This window comes from Streptomyces sp. DT190 (genome assembly GCF_049846985.1).
In the GTDB taxonomy this organism is placed as follows: domain Bacteria; phylum Actinomycetota; class Actinomycetes; order Streptomycetales; family Streptomycetaceae; genus Streptomyces.
The window spans coordinates 215,312-231,852 of the sequence record NZ_JBNCNM010000012.1; the positions used below are offsets into that span (position 1 = coordinate 215,312).

15 protein-coding genes and 1 pseudogene are annotated in these 16,541 nt (G+C 73.4%); 10 read left to right on the plus strand and 6 right to left on the minus strand.

Annotated features, from left to right (window positions below; all coding sequences use genetic code 11):
- Positions 1 to 10: 10 nt before the first annotated feature.
- The 3 genes from ACPXCS_RS22205 (at position 11) to ACPXCS_RS22215 (ending at position 1,878) form a co-directional block, all read left to right on the plus strand.
- A complete protein-coding gene (locus tag ACPXCS_RS22205; protein WP_425948343.1) occupies positions 11 to 517 on the plus strand; it encodes a hypothetical protein in 507 nt (168 codons plus the stop codon).
- Positions 518 to 626: 109 nt separating this feature from the next.
- Complete coding sequence (locus ACPXCS_RS22210; protein WP_425948341.1) at positions 627 to 1,181, plus strand: hypothetical protein; 555 nt, start codon at positions 627 to 629, stop codon at positions 1,179 to 1,181.
- 301 nt (positions 1,182 to 1,482) lie between these two features.
- The gene (locus tag ACPXCS_RS22215) at positions 1,483 to 1,878 is read left to right on the plus strand and encodes a hypothetical protein (RefSeq protein WP_425948339.1); all 396 of its coding nucleotides are present in this window, start codon (positions 1,483 to 1,485) and stop codon (positions 1,876 to 1,878) included.
- 2 nt (positions 1,879 to 1,880) lie between these two features.
- Here the strand turns inward: ACPXCS_RS22215 and ACPXCS_RS22220 are convergent, their stop codons facing one another.
- The gene (locus tag ACPXCS_RS22220; protein WP_425948337.1) at positions 1,881 to 3,062 is read right to left on the minus strand and encodes an N-acetylmuramoyl-L-alanine amidase; all 1,182 of its coding nucleotides are present in this window, start codon (positions 3,060 to 3,062) and stop codon (positions 1,881 to 1,883) included.
- Positions 3,063 to 3,713: 651 nt separating this feature from the next.
- Here ACPXCS_RS22220 and ACPXCS_RS22225 point away from each other — a divergent pair.
- The 4 genes from ACPXCS_RS22225 to ACPXCS_RS22240 all read left to right on the plus strand — a co-directional run bounded on the left by ACPXCS_RS22225 (position 3,714) and on the right by ACPXCS_RS22240 (position 7,991).
- A complete protein-coding gene (locus ACPXCS_RS22225) occupies positions 3,714 to 4,331 on the plus strand; it encodes an RNA polymerase sigma factor (RefSeq protein ID WP_425948335.1) in 618 nt (205 codons plus the stop codon).
- A gap of 174 nt (positions 4,332 to 4,505) precedes the next feature.
- Positions 4,506 to 5,525: a hypothetical protein gene (locus ACPXCS_RS22230; RefSeq protein ID WP_425948333.1), complete on the plus strand. Its 1,020-nt coding sequence runs from the start codon at positions 4,506 to 4,508 to the stop codon at positions 5,523 to 5,525.
- Between the two features lie 571 nt (positions 5,526 to 6,096).
- Complete coding sequence (locus ACPXCS_RS22235) at positions 6,097 to 6,771, plus strand: RNA polymerase sigma factor (RefSeq protein ID WP_425948331.1); 675 nt, start codon at positions 6,097 to 6,099, stop codon at positions 6,769 to 6,771.
- On the plus strand, positions 6,771 to 7,991 hold the full coding sequence (locus tag ACPXCS_RS22240; RefSeq protein ID WP_425948329.1) for a hypothetical protein: 1,221 nt from the start codon (positions 6,771 to 6,773) through the stop codon (positions 7,989 to 7,991). Before ACPXCS_RS22235 ends, ACPXCS_RS22240 begins: the two co-directional genes overlap by 1 nt.
- Positions 7,992 to 8,150: 159 nt before the next feature.
- On the opposite strand, the gene ACPXCS_RS22245 is transcribed toward ACPXCS_RS22240, so the two are convergent.
- Positions 8,151 to 8,990, minus strand: coding sequence for a L,D-transpeptidase family protein (locus ACPXCS_RS22245; RefSeq protein WP_425948327.1), 840 nt, complete (start codon positions 8,988 to 8,990; stop codon positions 8,151 to 8,153).
- A 138-nt stretch (positions 8,991 to 9,128) separates the two neighbouring features.
- Here ACPXCS_RS22245 and ACPXCS_RS22250 point away from each other — a divergent pair, with 138 nt between their 5' ends.
- From ACPXCS_RS22250 to ACPXCS_RS22260, 3 genes and pseudogenes are all read left to right on the plus strand, one after another.
- The gene (locus tag ACPXCS_RS22250; RefSeq protein ID WP_425948325.1) at positions 9,129 to 10,709 is read left to right on the plus strand and encodes an acyl-CoA mutase large subunit family protein; all 1,581 of its coding nucleotides are present in this window, start codon (positions 9,129 to 9,131) and stop codon (positions 10,707 to 10,709) included.
- Positions 10,710 to 10,773: 64 nt separating this feature from the next.
- The gene (leuE, locus tag ACPXCS_RS22255) at positions 10,774 to 11,421 is read left to right on the plus strand and encodes a leucine efflux protein LeuE (protein ID WP_425948323.1); all 648 of its coding nucleotides are present in this window, start codon (positions 10,774 to 10,776) and stop codon (positions 11,419 to 11,421) included.
- Positions 11,422 to 11,446: 25 nt separating this feature from the next.
- A pseudogene (locus ACPXCS_RS22260) lies at positions 11,447 to 11,742 on the plus strand (TetR family transcriptional regulator).
- A 12-nt stretch (positions 11,743 to 11,754) separates the two neighbouring features.
- Here ACPXCS_RS22260 and ACPXCS_RS22265 read toward each other — a convergent pair.
- The 4 genes from ACPXCS_RS22265 to ACPXCS_RS22280 form a co-directional block, all read right to left on the minus strand.
- A complete protein-coding gene (locus tag ACPXCS_RS22265; RefSeq protein ID WP_425948321.1) occupies positions 11,755 to 12,675 on the minus strand; it encodes a class I SAM-dependent methyltransferase in 921 nt (306 codons plus the stop codon).
- 63 nt (positions 12,676 to 12,738) lie between these two features.
- Entirely contained in the window at positions 12,739 to 13,893 is a 1,155-nt protein-coding gene (locus tag ACPXCS_RS22270) for an acyltransferase family protein (protein ID WP_425948319.1), read from the minus strand.
- A 178-nt stretch (positions 13,894 to 14,071) separates the two neighbouring features.
- Positions 14,072 to 15,406 (minus strand): alpha-2,8-polysialyltransferase family protein, encoded by a 1,335-nt coding sequence (locus ACPXCS_RS22275; protein ID WP_425948317.1) that lies wholly within the window; start codon positions 15,404 to 15,406, stop codon positions 14,072 to 14,074.
- A complete protein-coding gene (locus ACPXCS_RS22280; protein ID WP_425948315.1) occupies positions 15,406 to 16,392 on the minus strand; it encodes a glycosyltransferase family 2 protein in 987 nt (328 codons plus the stop codon). The genes ACPXCS_RS22275 and ACPXCS_RS22280 overlap by 1 nt, the downstream gene beginning before the upstream one ends.
- Between the last annotated feature and the right edge of the window lie 149 nt (positions 16,393 to 16,541).

Consider the following 16,541-nt stretch of genomic DNA (forward strand, 5'->3'; position numbering starts at 1 on the left):
GAACCGGGACATGGGCTACTGGGGATACTTCGTCGTCGGCCGGGGGGAGCGGCCGCTCGCGGAGCTGACGGCGCTGGCGGGCGCGGCGGACGGGATGACGCGGCGCACCTCGGCACCGGACGGATGGCAGGTCTGGGAGTACCCGGGCGGCGACGGCGACGTGGGGAACATGAACGCCCTCGCGGAGGAGACCGGCGCGCCCGCGCTGTTCGGGTACGTCATGAACAGCGAGTGCGTGGTGCTGGAGGCGGCCGCGCCGGAGAGCGGGGCGTGGACGACCTGCCTGGCCCGGGCGGCCATGGCCGGCTACCTGGGGGCCGGCCGGGAGGGCCTCACCCTGGAGGACTACTTCCTCGAACCGAACGACGCCGCCGAGCGCGCGGTGCGCTGGGCCGCCGAGGCCGGGCACGAGGTGAACGCCGGGACATTGCTGGACGTACTCACGTCAGACCCCGATCCCCTGGCCGAAAACCTGTTGTTCCGCTTCCTCGACAGGCTGGGTGTGGTGCCCCTGTGACACTCCGGGGCCGTCGCACGCAGTAAGGGGAAGTGCGGGTTCCGTGAGGGGTGAGGGCTGGAAGCGGCCTGGCAGGGCCCCGAAAGACGGCCCGCGGAGGGAGGCGTGGATGAGCCTGGTGGAGTTGATCGCACAGGCCGACGAGCGCGGGCTGGCCGCGAGCGGGTTGGCTTGTTTGGATCGGTGCGTGCCCCTGCTGGGCGGTGACGACGAGACCCTGCGGCCGCTGTGGGCGAGCCTCACCGACGGCGCGGGCGCCGCCGAGTGGGGTGAGCGGCTGGAGCAGGTGCGGGCCAAGCTGGACGCCGCCGGCGACGGGGACGAGGCGGTCGTGCTCGCCCACCGGATGCTGCGGGCCGCTCCCGCCGAGCGGTCCGCGGCCGAGGTGCGCGTCTGGGCCGACGCCTGCTCCGTCGCCTCCCTGCAGATCCACCGCATCCTCGACCCCTCCGAGGACGACGCCTCCTCGGTCTCCGTGCGCCGCGAGGGCCGGACGGAGGGCATGTCGCCCCTCGTCGCCGCCGAGCTGCGCCGGCAGGTCGTCGTCCTGGAGGTGCTGGCCGGGCACGGGCAGGCGGGGCTGCGCCGGGCGCTGGAGGTGTCGACGGAGGGACGGCGGGTGCTGCGCGCGGTGGTCTCGCGGAGGAACCGGCAGCAGGGCTGAGGCGGGGCCGGCGGCAGGGCTGAACGGAACCGGCAGCAAGGCTGAGACGGAACCGGTCGCCCGGGTGCCGGGGTGCCGGGGTGCCGGGGTGCCGGGGTGCCGGGGTGCCGGGGCCCGGAAACGGGGCCGGGCGTGCCGCGACACCGGGCCGGGCCGCCGCGGTACCGGGCCGGTGCCAAACCCCGAACCGTGCGAGAGTCCTGTGACCGTCCCCTGGGCGCGGTGGGGCGGTCCTGCGCCGCTTCGGGGCAGCCGCCGGAATCCGGGTGACGAAACGCTTCCGTTGAGCGCTCTTGGGGATGTGACGACTCAAGCGGAGACCAGGCCGTCGGCGGCGACGAAGCCCCTGAGGTGGGCGGCGGACACAGTGGCGACGATGCGCGAGGGAGCCCGGCTGCGCCTCGACTACTCGGCGCAGAGCCTGTGGAGTGTCGACCGGATGATCGAGGAGATACGGCGTGAAGGCGCGCCCTACGCGGCCGTCGAGACGGTGCTGCGCGGCTTCGGCGCCTACGCGGGCGAGGTGATGGCGCGTCAGACCGGTGCCGAGTGGTGGGCGAGCGGCGGCGACCACTGGGTCCGCACGCCCGACGGGCGTCTGTGGGACCCGATCGAGGAGGCGCGCCGCGCCTACGCCGGGCACGGCTCGCTGCGGCTGCTGTGCCGGGACGCGTCGAGCGGCACGCCCCGGCCGTAGCCTCAGCGCCCGGACACGTCCGGCGTGAAGGGCCCCGGCTCCTGGGGGGCGGGCTCGGCGGGCTTGCCGGCGTTGCCGGCGAGGGTGCGGATCTCGGGCAGGTCGTTGTAGAGGTTCTGGCCGGGGCACTCGGTCGGGTAGCCGTCGCGGTGGCCGGAGATGCGGTGCATCGTGACCTTCTCGCCCAGCTTGTACTTGCCGTTGTCCGCCCCGGCGGTCAGCACCACCGTGCCGGTGGGGTCGATGCCGTACAGGCCGAGCTTCCACGCCGCGACCTTGGCGACGGACTGCCGGATGGTGGCGTTCGCCGTCGTCGCGGAGTAGTCGCCGAGCACCGAGACGCTGCTGGTGTCGGTGTTGAAGCCGTAGGCGTGCGCGCCGAGCACGGGTTTGTCGATGCCGCCCGCGCGGCCCTCGAAGACGGTGCCGCACTTGTCGACCAGGAAGTGGTAGCCGATGTCGTTCCAGCCGTTGCTCTTCACGTGGTACAGGAACACGCCGCGCACGATCGACGCCGACTCGGAGCAGTCGTAGTCGTTGGTGCCCGCCGTGTGGTGGACGAACATCGCCTTGGTGTCGCCGGTGTAGGTGGGCGGGTCCTTCACCAGGGACTCGTCGGCGCCCCAGGCCGAACGCGCCGTGACAGCGGGGCGGTCGGGGGCGAGCGGTCCGGCGGCCGGGGGCACGACACCCGGTCCCGCCGCGCCCGGTTCCACCACGTGCACGGCGTCCTCCGGTCCGGCGTCGGGGTCGACCAGTTCGACGCGCAGGCCCTCGGGCAGCCGTTCGCCCGAGAGCCGCACCTGGACGCCGTCCGACGGCCCGGTCCACAGCGGCTGGGTGCCGCCGCGCACTCCGGCCCGGGCGCGGTCGGGGCCCGTCTCGGGCGCCCGCACATCGGTCTCCAGGGGGCGCCACGCGCTCCACGCGCCGCTCTCGCGCGAGCGGGTGCGCACGTACGCGGTGCCGTCCAGGGGCGCGCGCGGATCGTCCCAGGTGACGCCGAGCAGGCTGAACGGCTCGGTGGTGCGCGGGGCGAGGGACCGCTCGTGCGGATCGCCGTCCGGCACCCGCAGGGTGTGCACGCCGTCGGAGGAGGGGGCGGCGAGGGCGGGGCCGGCCGGGCCGAGGGCGCCGAGGGCCAGGGCCGTGGCGACGGCGGTGCGCAGCAGAAGGCGTGTCATGGGGGCTCGTCTCAGGTCCACTTGCGGGGCGGCGTGCTGTCCTGTGCGTCATTCCCCCCTGCAGGGAACTCCGTTCGCCCGCCGGGAGAAATCCGGCGAACGGAGGACGGCCGGGGCCCCGTGCGCGCGGCGCACGGGGCAGCCCCTGCCCTCGACCGGCTGTGCGGGGTGTCACGGCGTCAGGTGCTGCCCGGCCGCGTGCCCGTCGGCGTGCCCAGCGCGGTCCTGCCGAGGACGACGGAGTCTCGGCGTGGCCGAGACCGCCGCCGTCGCTCGGCAGGTGCGGCAGCACGCCGTCGCCGCCGTCCTCGCCGTCGGCGCCGAAGGAGATCGGCCCGGCCGCAGCCGTACAGGCCGGCCGGCGTCACGGACGAACCGAGGCGGTCGCCGCTCTCCGCGGACCCCGGGACGCCGGAGGTGTCCTGCGAGACGCCGATCGAGCCGGAGCCGGTCAGTCCGGACGCCGTGCCCCTGACGAGGATCGCGTTGCCCGCGTCGGCGCGGCCCGCACCGTCCCGGGTCAGGTCCTCGCCCGGGTGTGCCGGTGGCGGGGTACGGCCGGTCCGCTGTGACACTTCTCCGCGGCCCGGCGCTGATCGACGTGGAGGACGTGGCAGGACGCGCCGCGCTCGGTACGGACGAGGACGGTTCTTGGGCCAGGGAGGGGAACCCCGGCGCGGGCAGGCGCACGACGGGGAACTGGGCGCGGCCGTCGCGCGGGCCCAGGACGGTGACGAGGCGGCGTTCGCGGTCGCCTACCGGATCGTGCAGCCGGGCCTGCTCGGCTATCTGCGCGGTCTGGTCGGAGAGGACGCGGAGGACGTGGCCTCCGACGCCTGGCTGGAGATCGCCCGGGACCTCGGGCGCTTCAAGGGCGACGGCGCCGGCTTCCGGGGCTGGACGGCGACCATCGCCCGGCACCGGGCGCTGGACCACCTGCGCCGCCAGCGGGTACGGCCGCGGTCCTCCGCGCTGGAACAGGACGTCCTGGACCTGCCCGGGCCGCACAGCACCCACGACCAGGCGCTGGAGTCGCTGTCCACCGCGCACGCCCTGCGGCTGGTCGGCGCTCTGCCGCAGGACCAGGCCGAGGCGGTGCTGCTGCGGGTCGTGGTGGGCCTCGACGGCCCGGCCGCCGCGCGCGTGCTGGGCAAGCGGCCGGGGGCGGTGCGCACCGCCGCGTACCGGGGGCTGAAACGTCTCGCCGCCCAGCTGGGCGGCGAGGGTGTGACGGATGAGGCGCGCCGGACGCTGGGGGAGTCGACATGAACGTCGTCGTGCACGGCGTCGGCGGGCCGGGCGGAGCCGCCGGATCCGCTGCCGTGAACAGGGCGGACGGACGAGACGTATGGATGGGGCCCGGAACTCCGGGCCGGTCGGCCGGGTCGTGGGCACACGGCGGGCCGTGCGGTACGCGTGGATCGAGCAGGGACGGAACCGGGCATGGGTGAACATCGAAGCGACGGCGGGCATCCCGGCCGTCGGCAGGTGCACCCCGCGGACGCCGCGCACACCCGCCCGGCCGCCCCGGCCGGCGACGCGGGTCCGGCCGGCCACCACCGCGCGGCCGGAGCCGGCGGGCCGGACCGCGCCGGCTCCTCCCCGGTCCTGCGGGAGGCCGAGCTGGAGGTGCTGCTCGCGGCCGTCCTGCTCCGCGACGGCATCGACGCCGAGGCCGAGCAGCGGGCCGTCGCCGCGTTCCGGGCCGCCCGGGACGCCGGGGCGTACCGGGCCCGCACCCGCCGCCGGGACGACTGGCGGTCCCGGGAGTGGCGGCTTCCGGGACGTTCGCTGAAGGCCACGCTCTCCGTCCTGCTCGCCAGTCTCACGCTCGGCGGGGTCGCCGTGGCCGCGATCGGCTCGGTGTCCTCCCCGGACGACTCCGGCGAACGGGGCCGCCCGCCGGCCTCCGCCCCCGCCACCGGCCCCTCCGCCGACGGCCCCGCCGACGGCACGGCCGGCTCCTCCGCGGAGCCGGGCCACCCCGGCACCGCCCGCGACACCGAGGTGCACTGCCGCGCCTACGAACAGGCCGGCGGCCGGGGCAGGGCCCTGGACGCGACGGCCTGGCAGCGCCTCGTCGAGGCCGCGGGCGGTGAGACGAAGGTCACGGCGTACTGCGCCGAGCAACTGACCCGGGCCGAGGAGAGCTCCGGCGGTACGGCCGGGCCCGGCAAGGGCCAGGGGACTCCCGGCTCCGGAAACGCCGGTGCGCCCGGGAACACGGGCAACGGCCCGGGCGCCGAGGGCCGCGGCACGGGCTCCCAGGAGGGTGGCTCGGGCGCAGGGGAGAGCGGAACGGGCACGGGCGGGAGTGGAACGGGCGCGGGCGCGGGCGCGGGCGGAACGGGCGCGGGCGAGAGCGGCTCGGGCGCGGTCCGCAACGGTGAGGAGGGCGCCGCCGACAGCGGTTCCTCCGGAACCCAGGGCCGGCCCGGCCGGCCTGACGGCCCTCGCTCGTAAGGGAGTTCGGGGGCGGGCGGCATCCGCGGCGCTCTGTACCCCGGGACCGTCACAGCGCCGGGCGCCCGTGCGGTTCGCCGGTGCGCTCACCCCTCTCGCAGGCGCGCTCACACCTTCCGCAGGCGCACTCGTCCGTTTCGCCGATGCGCCGGTCCGATGCGCCGATGCGCCGGTCCGCTTCGCCGGGGTGGTGTCCCGCTGCGCCGAAGGGGCCTGCCGCGTGCGGTCGGGCCGCCGTCGCGCCCCCGCCATGGCAACGGCCGGGGCCGCCACCCCCCACAGGAGAGGCCCCGGCCGTCGCGCGGCACGGGCCGCGCGGCGGCCCGTACTTCCTACAGCGTCCGGTGTGCGTTTTCTGTCACACCCCTCCGTGTCACGGCTTAGTTGCATCTCGGGGGGACATGGACGGGGAGTGGTTTCAGGTCGTAACGTGCCTTTCGCGCCACATCCAGGGCAGCGAGACCACCGCAACCACCTGCGGGCTTGTGAACCGCAATGATCAACGAGGAACGACGACGGCGAGAACCCGGGCCGCGAGAGCGGCGCCGGCTCAGGCGCAGAAGGGCACGCGGTGCTGGGGGACGACGCGGAGCTGACCGCCGCGGTGCGTGCGGCACAGGACGGGGATGAGACCGCGTTCCGTACTGTGTACCGCGCCGTGCACCCGCGGTTGCTCGGATACGTACGGACACTCGTCGGCGACCCCGACGCCGAGGACGTGACGTCCGAGGCGTGGCTGCAGATAGCCCGGGACCTGGAGCGGTTCACCGGCGACGCGGACCGGTTCCGCGGCTGGGCCGCCCGGATCGCCCGCAACCGCGCGCTGGACCACATACGCATGCGCGGGCGGCGGCCCGCCATCGGCGGTGACGAGACGGAACTGACCGGCCGTGCCGCCGAGTCCGACACCGCCGGCGAGGCCATCGAGGCGCTCGCCACCGACGGCACGTTCTCCCTGATCTCCCGGCTGCCGCAGGACCAGGCGGAGGCCGTCGTGCTGCGCGTGGTCGTCGGGCTCGACGCGAAGACCGCCGCGGAGACGCTCGGCAAGCGCCCGGGCGCGGTCCGCACGGCGGCGCACCGGGGGCTGAAGCGGCTCGCCGAGCTGCTGGGCGACAATCCTCAGGCCGATCCGGAATCGGCCGGGGTGCTCGACGCCCTGCCGCCCCAGCGAGAACCGCGTGGCGGTGCGGTGACGTCCGCAGCTGTGACGCACAGCGTTGCGCGGACGCAGAAGGATGTGTGATGGCCGACGAGCAGTACAGGTGGCTGGACCGCGAAACGGCGGAGCGTCTGCTGAGCGGAGAGCCACCGGAAGCTGTCGACGACGCCCATCGCGGCGAGGCCGAACGGCTCGCCAGGACGCTCGGCGCGCTCTCCGCGCCACCCCCGCCGACCAGCGAGGAACTCCCCGGTGAGGCCGCGGCGGTAGCCGCTTTCCGCAAGGCCCGCGAGGCACGCGCCGACGCCGCCGCCGAGTCCGCCGGCACCGGCGGACGGGCCGCCCCGGAGGCCGCCGACGCCGGGCTGGTCCGGATCGGAACCGCGGCCGCCGGCCGCCCGGGCCGGGTCCGGCGGTCCCGTCGGGGCCGTCGCGCCGGTCTCGCGCTGGCCGCCTCGGTGGTCATCGGCACGGCGGGCGGAGTCGCCCTGGTCGCCGCAACCGGAGTCGGGACGCCGTTCGACGACGAGCCCGCCCCCGGCTCCTCCGTCTCCGCCGCCGTCACTCCGTCCGAGCGCCCTCTGGTCCCGCCCTCGCCGGCCGGCCCCGGGCAGGGCGGCGGAGCGGCCTCCGGCGACGACGCCCCGAACAGTGCCGCGACGGGCGGCACCGGAGACTCCGGCGGGACCGGCGACCGCGAGGACGCGGGCGGGAAACCCGGCTCCGGGGAGGGCCGTTCCGGCAGCCAGGAGGAGATCACCGAGGCCTGCCGCGACCTGCGCGCGGGCAAGCGGCTGGACGACGACCGCAAGCGCGCCCTGCGGGACGCGGCGGGCGACACGCGCGTGTGGAAGTACTGCAAGGGCGTCCTGGCCCAGGCCGATCCCCGCTCCGACGACGACAAGGGGCAAGGGCAGGGGCAAGGGCTGGGGCAGGGCCACGGCAACCAGCGGAACCGGGACGGCGGCCGGGGCCAGGGGCACGACCGCACGTACGGCAAGCAGGACGAGCAGAGCAACCAGAACAAGCAGGAAGAGCAGGGCGGGCAGGGCGGGCAGGGCGGGCAGGGCGGCAAGGAGAAGCCGAACAAGACCGGAAGCAACGCCGGAGACAAGTCCGGAAGCAACCCCGGAAGCGACTCCGCAGGCAAGTCCGGACAGCACGCCGCCCGGTCGTCCGCTCAGCAGGCCGCGGAGAAGGGTGACGCCCGGGCCGTCGCGGACCCCGACCGTCCCCTGCGCTCCCTCACCCCCCTGCGACCTGCGGTTTCGTACTCCTCGAAAATCTCCCGGCCAAGGGTGTGACGTTTTCGGCCGCCCAGGCGCAGTAATGAGTGAGCCGACTGGTCATCGGCCGTCGCACGGAGCCGGGGTTCCCCCCGTACCCACGGCTCGTGCACCTGAGCGCGGGCGGGACACGTTCCCCCGGTCCCGCCCGCGCCCCACCTCTCCCCTCGCGGATCCTCACCAGGACACGACGACCTTGTCGCCGTTGCGAACCTGCGCGTACAGGCCCGCGATCGCCGCCTCGTCCCGGACGTTGACGCAGCCGTGCGAGGCGCCCGCGTACCCCCGGGCGGCGAAGTCCGGCGAGAAGTGCACGGCCTGGCCGCCGCTGAAGAACATGGCGTAGGGCATGGGGGAGTCGTAGAGCGTCGACACGTGGTCGCGGGACTTCCAGTAGACGGAGAAGACGCCCTCCCGCGTGGGTGTGTACTCCGAGCCGAAGCGGACCGCCATCGTCGACAGGGTCCGTCCGTCGATCATCCAGCGCAGCGTCCTGCTCGTCTTGTCGATGCACAGCACCCGGCCGCTGCGGCAGCGCGGGTCCGGCGGATCGGCCGGCTGGCCGCCCATCAGGTACAGGTCCCAGCGGCCGGGCTCGCGGGTCATCCGCAGCAGCCGCTCCCAGGTGACCGTGTCGGTCCGCCCGGTGCGCGGCAGGCCGCGCTTGCCCTGGAAGCCGCTGACCGCCCGCTCCGTCGCGCCGTCGTAGGTCCCCGTCGGCCCTTCCAGCAGCCAGGCGACCTGCCGCAGCCGGGCCTGGAGCTCGCGGACGTCCCGGCCGGTCGCGCCGCGCGACCACAGCACGCGCGGCGCGGTGCGGGGCGTGCCGGCGGAGGGCGGGTCCGGAGCGGTGCCGCCCCCGGTGCCCCCGGCGGGACTGCGCGAGGGGGACGGTGTGCCGCCGGGCAGCTCGATGTGCACCGGCGAACGGCCCTTCCCGTCGCCGTCGGGGCTCTGCACGGTGCAGCCGGTCAGCGCCGCCAGCACGGCGACCGCTGCCGCTGTCGCTCTCCCCATGCCCGTAGTACGCACACGGCCCCCCGTCGTCTCACCGGCCCGCCCGGATGTCACCTGAGATGTTCCCCGGACGTGACCCGCCGCGAACCAGAGGGCATGGTGGTGAGCGAGGTCACTGCTTCCGGGAGGCATCGCACCATGGCGCGTGAGTCGGAGTCGGGACTGCCGATCGAGCCGGTCTACGGGCCGCGGGCTCTGGATGGCTGGGATCCGGTTCAGAAGCTGGGGGAGCCGGGGGCGTATCCGTACACGCGGGGTGTGTACCCGTCCATGTACACGGGCCGGCCGTGGACGATGCGCCAGTACGCGGGTTTCGGGACGGCGGGTGAGTCCAACGCCCGTTACCGGCGGTTGATCGCGCACGGTACGACGGGTCTGTCGGTGGCGTTCGACCTGCCGACGCAGATGGGTCATGACTCCGATGCCCCGCTCGCGCACGGCGAGGTGGGCAAGGTGGGGGTGGCGATCGACTCGGTCGAGGACATGCGGGTGCTGTTCGGCGGGATCCCGCTGGATCAGGTGTCCACGTCGATGACGATCAACGCCCCGGCGGCGGTGCTGCTGCTTCTGTACCAGCTGGTGGCGGAGGAGCAGGGGGTGAGCGGGGAGCGGTTGACGGGCACGGTGCAGAACGACGTGCTGAAGGAGTACATCGCCCGCGGCACCTACATCTTCCCGCCCAGGCCGTCGCTGCGGCTGACCGCGGACATCTTCCGGTACTGCCGGGCGGAGCTGCCGCGCTGGAACACGATCTCGATCTCCGGCTATCACATGGCCGAGGCGGGTGCCTCGCCGGTGCAGGAGATCGCTTTCACGCTGGCCGACGGTATCGAGTACGTGCGCAGCGCGGTCGCTGCGGGGATGGACGTGGACGACTTCGCGCCGCGGCTGTCGTTCTTCTTCGTCGCGCGTACCACGCTGCTGGAGGAGGTGGCCAAGTTCCGTGCCGCGCGGCGGATCTGGGCGCGGGTGATGCGTGAGGAGTTCGGCGCGCGGAATCCGAAGTCGTTGATGCTGCGGTTCCACACGCAGACGGCGGGGGTGCAGCTGACGGCGCAGCAGCCGGAGGTGAATCTGGTGCGGGTGGCGGTGCAGGGGCTCGCCGCGGTGCTGGGCGGCACGCAGTCGCTGCACACCAACTCCTTCGACGAGGCGATCGCGCTGCCCACCGACACCTCCGCGCGGCTGGCGCTGCGCACCCAGCAGGTCCTGGCCTTCGAGACCGACGTCACCGCCACGGTCGACCCCTTCGCCGGGTCCTATGCCGTGGAGAAGCTGACGGACGACGTCGAGGCCGCGGCCGTGGACCTGATGGGCAGGGTCGAGGACCTCGGTGGTGCGGTGGCGGCCATCGAGCAGGGTTTCCAGAAGGGCGAGATCGAGCGCAACGCCTACCGCATCGCGCAGGAGACCGACTCCGGGGAGCGGGTCGTGGTCGGCGTCAACCGGTTCCGGCTCGACGCCGAGGAGCCCTACGAGCCGCTGCGCGTCGATCCGGCCATCGAGGCGGCCCAGGCCGAACGCCTGGCCGCCCTGCGCGCCCGCCGTGACCAGCCGGCTCTCGACACCGCCCTGAGCGCCCTGAAGAAGGCCGCCGAAGGCGACGACAACGTCCTCCCTCCCATGAAGGACGCCCTGCGCGCCCACGCCACCGTCGGCGAGGTCTGCAACGCCCTGCGCGAGGTCTGGGGCACCTACGTGCCGTCGGACGCCTTCTGACCGGCCGGAAAAGGGCGGGGAGCACCGGGTCGGGACGCCGGGCCCTCGTGCGACACTCCCTGTCATGTTCGGTGTCATCGATCTGCCCACCTACCTGGCGGGCCTCGTCCTGATCATCCTGCTGCCCGGTCCCAACTCGCTGTACGTGCTGTCCGTGGCCGCCCGCCGTGGTGTGCGCGCCGGGTACACCGCCGCCGCGGGCGTCTGGTGCGGGGACACGGTGCTCATGACGCTGTCGGCGGCCGGGGTCGCCTCGCTGCTGCAGGCCAACGCCGTGCTGTTCGGCATCGTGAAGTACGCCGGGGCCGGCTATCTGACGTGGCTGGCGATCGGCATGCTGCGGGCCGCCTGGGGCATGTGGCGCACGCGCGGGGAGCGGACGGCCCGTGACGAGTCCGCCGAGCCCGCCGGGGAGCGGCCCTTCCGGCGCGCCTTCGTCGTCAGCCTGTTCAACCCCAAGGCGATCCTGTTCTTCGTCGCCTTCTTCGTGCAGTTCGTGGACCCGGCGTACGCCTACCCGGCCCTGTCCTTCGTCGTCCTCGGCGTCCTCGCCCAGCTCGCCAGCGTGCTCTACCTCAGCGCCCTGATCTTCGGCGGGACCCGGCTGGCCGCGGCCTTCCGCCGGCGCAGGCGCCTGTCCGCGGGTGCCACCTCGGCGGCGGGCGCGCTGTTCCTGGGGTTCGCGGTGAAGCTGTCGCTGGCGAGCTCGTGACCGCCGACGGGTCGCGGACGCCGCGCTGCGGCTGCTGAACGAGGTGGGCCTGGACGGCCTGACCCTGCGCGCCATCGCGCGGGAGCTGGACGTGCAGGCGCCCGCCCTCTCCTGGCACTTCGAGGACAAGCAGGCGCTGCTCGACGAGATGGCGACGGAGATGTCGAGGGCTACGACATGGACGAACGCGCCCGCCTGATGGCCGACTTCCTCCTGTCGGCCCAGGCGGGCGCGGAGATCTTCGAGGGCTACGACCGGCACTTCGAGGAGGGGCTGACCCTCGTGATCGAGGGGATCGGGGCGCGCTACGGCGTCTCATGACACCCCGGCGCCTCAGGCCCGGCTCGCGCGCGCCCGCCGCAGGGCCCGGGTGATGACGGGCGGCAGCAGGTCCCTGGCGAGCCGGCGGGCCCTGGACGGGGCGGGCCGGGCCGGGCGCGCGGCCCGGGCCTCGGTGACCTCGGCGGGGGGAGCCGGGGCCGGCACGGGCGCCACGTAGTGCCGGGAGGTCGGGAAGGGCGGCGGCTTCATGCCCCGGGAGCGGGTCCGGATCAGCCGGTGCCCGGCCGCCTCCTGCACGCTCAGACCGACGTCCGTGCGCTGCCGCAGCATCTCCAGCAATTCCTCCTGGAGCGGCTCGGGGTCGCCCCAGGTGCCGTAGAGCTTCTGCGTGCTGAGGCAGACCGGCCGCAGACCCCGGTTGAGGACGGCCTCCCAGGCGGCGACCGAGACGCCCGGCGTGTGCTCGGAGCGGAAGTCGTCGAGCACCACCACGCCCCCGGGCTGCAGGATGTCGTGGGCGGCGCCGATGTCGCCGTACACGTGCTCGTACAGGTGCGAGGCGTCGATGTGGACGAAGCGGCAGGTGCCCGGGGCCACGTGCTCGGACACCACCGAGCTGGGGGCGGCGATCACCGTCGGCAGGGTGTCGTGGAAGGAGAGGTAGTTCCGCTCGAAGGCCTGCCGGGTCAGCGCGGAGTACGACTTGGCGGCCTCCGCCTGGTTGGCCCCGTCCGGCGCGTCGCCCTCGAACAGGTCGCAGACCGTGAACGTCTCGCCGGGCTGCAGGTGGTGACCGAGCAGGATCGCGCTCTTGCCCATGTAGACGCCGAGCTCCAGCAGGTCGCCGCGGGTGCCCTGGTTCTGCTGCCGCTCCAGGAACCAGGTGAAGAGCATCTGGTCCAGGGGCGGGAACCAGCCCGGGACGTCGGAGAGTTCGCCGGGGTGCTTGTCGGTCACTTGTGCGTGGGTCATGAGACGAGCCTTCTCTGTGAGCGTTGCCCGAACCGACGAAGGGTTGAACGGCCCGTGAACAGCTCAGCGGGCCTTGGCCAGCAGCTCCCGCAGCCGTGGTGTCATCGGCTTCTCCACATACTTGTTCAGCAACCGCGCCAGCAGCAGCATTGACGCCACCGTCAGACAGAAAGTCACCGCCGAGGGGAGTCCCAGGCCGCGGTGCAGGGCGTGGATCACCACCCAGCCGAGGTGCTCGTGGACCAGGTAGAACGGGTACGTCAGCGCCCCCGCCACCGTCAGCCAGCGCCAGTTCGCCCAGCGCAGCCAGCCCAGCGCGATCGCCGTGACCGCCACGAACCCGAAGGTGACGACGAGCATGATGCCGACCGAGGAGCGGTACGAGAAGCCGCCCGCCTCGGGCGCGTGCCACAGGTCCTGCACCGCGTAGTGCTGCCCGATCAGCCAGCTCACGACGACGATGCCCCAGCCGTAGACGTCCCGCCGGTCGAGGTGGACGAGGTAGAGGCCGACACCGCCGATGAAGAACGGGGCGTACTCCGGCATCAGGACGATGTCGAGCAGCGGCATGTGCGCGTTGTCGGCGATCACGGCGGCCAGCGTCCAGCCCGCGCAGAACATGACGACCCGGCGCCGGGTGGCCCCGGGCAGCACGACGCACAGCGCGAACAGGGCGTAGAAGCGCACCTCCGCCCACAGCGTCCAGCACACCCCGAGCACCCGGTCCACGCCGAGCGGCATCTGCAGCATGGTGAGGTTCACCAGCGCGTCGCTGGGCGAGACCGCCTGGTAGGCGACCACGGGCAGCGCGAAGACGGCCGTGACGAGCAGGACCGCCACCCAGTAGGCGGGCAGCAGCCGGGAGGCGCGGGAGGCGAAGAACGACTTCAGCGGCCGGCCCCAGCCGCTCATGCAGATCACGAACCCGCTGATCACGAAGAAGACCTGGACGCCGAGGCAGCCGTAGGCGAGGAACTCGTGCAGCGTGGGGAACTGGAACTTCGGCGAGGAACCCCAGGCCTCGGTGACCTCGCCGTCGCGCCCGCCGTAGTGGTAGGCCGCGACCATCAGCGCGGCCACCAGCCGCAGGCCGTCGAGGGCGCGCAGCCGCCCCGCGGACTTCTCCCGGCGCCGTGGGACGGTCGTTGCGCCCGGGGGTTCGGCCGGCACGGCGGGACCGGGCCGGGGCTTACGGGTGCTGACGACCGTCTCGGTCACGCTCAAAACCTCTGTGTGGCTCGTATGTCCTTTACCTGAGCCGCCTGTGGGCGGGCAGGGCGCCTGTCACCCTAGGACGAGAGTTGACGGAATTACGTTCGATGGCGACAGGCTTCGCCCGCCGGTTTCCAGGGGTTCACCTGGATGTCGCCCAATCCGGCCGCCGGACACACCTTCTTCAGCGGCGCACCGCCTTGTTGCGCAGCGCCCGTGCCCGCCGGACCACCCGGCGCGCCGTGGAATTGCGGGGCAGGAACGCCAGCCGCTGCGGAATTCCGCCGGGCAGTCCGAGCGCGGTGAGGCGGCGCTTCTTGAAGTAACGCCGGGTGCGCGGACCGAGGTGCCGGGCGAGGAACTGCTCTGCCTGGTCCCGCAGCTCTGGATAGATCTGCGGCTGCATGGTGAACCCGACGGCGGTGAGGAGCCCGGGCAGGCGCTCGGCCGGCAGCACGTCACCCTCCGTGCCGCTCTCCAGACCGGGCAGCAGGGCGTCCGCCAGGGTGGTGGGCACGCGGTTGCTGTTCTGGTAGGGCGTCAGCCGCTCCAGCAGCAGTTCGGTGCCGATGCGGGCGACCGGCAGGTCGTAGAAGGCCGACGCCGTGAACAGGGCGGTGGAGAAGCAGCCGACGACCAGGGCGGGCCGGGCGCGGTCGAAGAGGACCTCGGCGAGGACGGGCGTGTCCAGCACGGTGAGGTCGACGCCGAGCTTCTCCGCCTCGGTCTCCAGGGCGCGGCTGTAGCGGGCCGGGGCGGTCGGGTGGGGCTTGAAGACGACCGTGCGGTGGCCGCGGGCGACGGCGCCCCGCATCATCCGCACGTGCAGGTCCTCCTCCTCCTCGGGGGAGAGGATGTTCAGCGCCGACAGGTACTGGCCGAGCAGCAGCGCCGAGTCGCCGGGCAGCTCGGGCAGGTCGGACACGGTCTCGGTGACCTCGCCCAGCACCTTCAGGAACGCGGGCGTCGAAACCAGGTGCGCCGGCACCCCGAACTCGGTCAGCAGCATCGGCGTGAGCCCCGGCACCAGGTCCAGGTGGAGCAGCCGCCGCACGCGGGTGCCGACCAGCGGGTCGAGCTTGTTGCGCGTGGGGCCGTAGCTCATCAGGCCGTCGGCGTAGACGTCGACGGGGGCGTCGGTGAACAGCTGGGCCACCGTCAGCGCGGGCGCCACCTGGATGGACTCCATGACCAGGCTGACGCGGTCGTCGCCGAGGTTCCACAGCATCCGCAGGTAGCGCTCGAAGAGCGGCACGTCGTCGGCGCGCGGAGTCCAGGCGCCGGGGTGGAAGGGGCGGATGGCCTCGTTCCAGGACAGCACCTCGTCGAAGTGCTCGCGCAGCGGCGCGAAGCCCGGCATCTCGTCCAGGGCCGGCGTGGTCTCCGGGGTCGCGGCGTTGTTGAACACCAGCAGCACCCGGCGGTCCGGCTCCTCGAAGAGGTCCGAGTCGATCGCGGCGGCCAGGGTGGCGACGCCGTACAGCGTCGAGGCGCAGAAGATCTGAGTGGTCCCGGGCATCAGGCGGCCGCTCCCGTCGTGGTCACCCGGCGGCGCAGCCGCCGCAGCTTGGACGCGCGGTCCATGTCCATGGCCTCCAGGGCGTCGGCGAGCGCGTCCTGCGGCATCCGCTTGATGGCCGCCGCGCTCATCGACCGCAGCTGCCTCGCCACGGCCGGTTCGAACCTGTCTTCGTTGGAGAGGTGGTGGGCGATGATCGCGCAGTAGGTCCGCACCGCCTTGGGCAGCAGCCGGTCCGCCTCGCGGTCCGCGGCGGTCTCCTCGATCACCTGGTCGAAGGCCCGGATGAAGTCGAGCTGGCGCACATCGCCGATCTGCGTCAGCGACGAGGCCACCCCGCGCCGGTAGAACACGCCCAGCAGGCTCACCACGGCGAACGACTCCGCCTCCCGGTGCAGCTTCCAGATCCACGGCCGGTCCTCGGCCGTGCGCAGCCCGTCGGTGAAGTGGAGCACGCCCTTGTCGACCAGGCGGCGGTGGTAGGCGCCGGCCCAGGCGTAGGCGTAGTCCACCGACGTGGAGCGGTGGGCCGGGAGGATGGCCTCGCGCGGGTCGAACGCCTCCCAGCGGCGGCCGACCGGGACCCGGTGCACCGAGCGGGCGCGGGCCGTGGCCTGCACATGGTCGGTGCGCACGAAGTCGCACCCCAACCCCTCGATGGCGGACACCAGTTCGGTGAGGTAACCGGGGGCGAGCCAGTCGTCACCGTCCAGGAACGTCAGGTACTCGCCCTGCGCCGCGTCCAGGCCGGTGTTGCGGGCGGTGGCGAGGCCGCCGTTCCTCTCGTGTCGGATGTAACGCACCTGCGCGACGTCCGAGAGCTCCTCGGCGGCCCGTTCGAGAATGGCCGGGGTGCCATCCTTCGAATGGTCGTCGACCAGGATGAACTCGAAATCGCGGTCGGCGTTCAGCCGAAGGCTTCTGAGGGTGTCCGGGGCATATTGCTGCACGTTGTAGAACGGCACGATCACGGAAAGCTTAGGCACCCGCAAAACGTTAGGAGCCCGGTCGGCAGCGGAACTTTCCGGTGAACGTACACCGGGTGAACTCCATGTGTCAGAACGGTGCACCCCGTGTACTTCCCGCTTTCCAGCGGGCCAGTTCGGCTCTCGGTGGGGTGTTGTTAACTTTTCGT

What these genes read in the sequence shown, in the direction of transcription:
- ACPXCS_RS22205 (WP_425948343.1), top strand. Translation starts at nt 11, where the DNA reads ATGGGCTACTGGGGATACTTCGTCGTCGGCCGGGGGGAGCGGCCGCTC.
- ACPXCS_RS22210 (WP_425948341.1), top strand. Translation starts at nt 627, where the DNA reads ATGAGCCTGGTGGAGTTGATCGCACAGGCCGACGAGCGCGGGCTGGCC.
- ACPXCS_RS22220 (WP_425948337.1), bottom strand. Translation starts at nt 3,062, where the DNA reads ATGACACGCCTTCTGCTGCGCACCGCCGTCGCCACGGCCCTGGCCCTC.
- ACPXCS_RS22230 (WP_425948333.1), top strand. Translation starts at nt 4,506, where the DNA reads ATGGGTGAACATCGAAGCGACGGCGGGCATCCCGGCCGTCGGCAGGTG.
- ACPXCS_RS22240 (WP_425948329.1), top strand. Translation starts at nt 6,771, where the DNA reads ATGGCCGACGAGCAGTACAGGTGGCTGGACCGCGAAACGGCGGAGCGT.
- ACPXCS_RS22245 (WP_425948327.1), bottom strand. Translation starts at nt 8,990, where the DNA reads ATGGGGAGAGCGACAGCGGCAGCGGTCGCCGTGCTGGCGGCGCTGACC.
- ACPXCS_RS22250 (WP_425948325.1), top strand. Translation starts at nt 9,129, where the DNA reads ATGGCGCGTGAGTCGGAGTCGGGACTGCCGATCGAGCCGGTCTACGGG.
- leuE (WP_425948323.1), top strand. Translation starts at nt 10,774, where the DNA reads ATGTTCGGTGTCATCGATCTGCCCACCTACCTGGCGGGCCTCGTCCTG.
- ACPXCS_RS22265 (WP_425948321.1), bottom strand. Translation starts at nt 12,675, where the DNA reads ATGACCCACGCACAAGTGACCGACAAGCACCCCGGCGAACTCTCCGAC.
- ACPXCS_RS22275 (WP_425948317.1), bottom strand. Translation starts at nt 15,406, where the DNA reads ATGCCCGGGACCACTCAGATCTTCTGCGCCTCGACGCTGTACGGCGTC.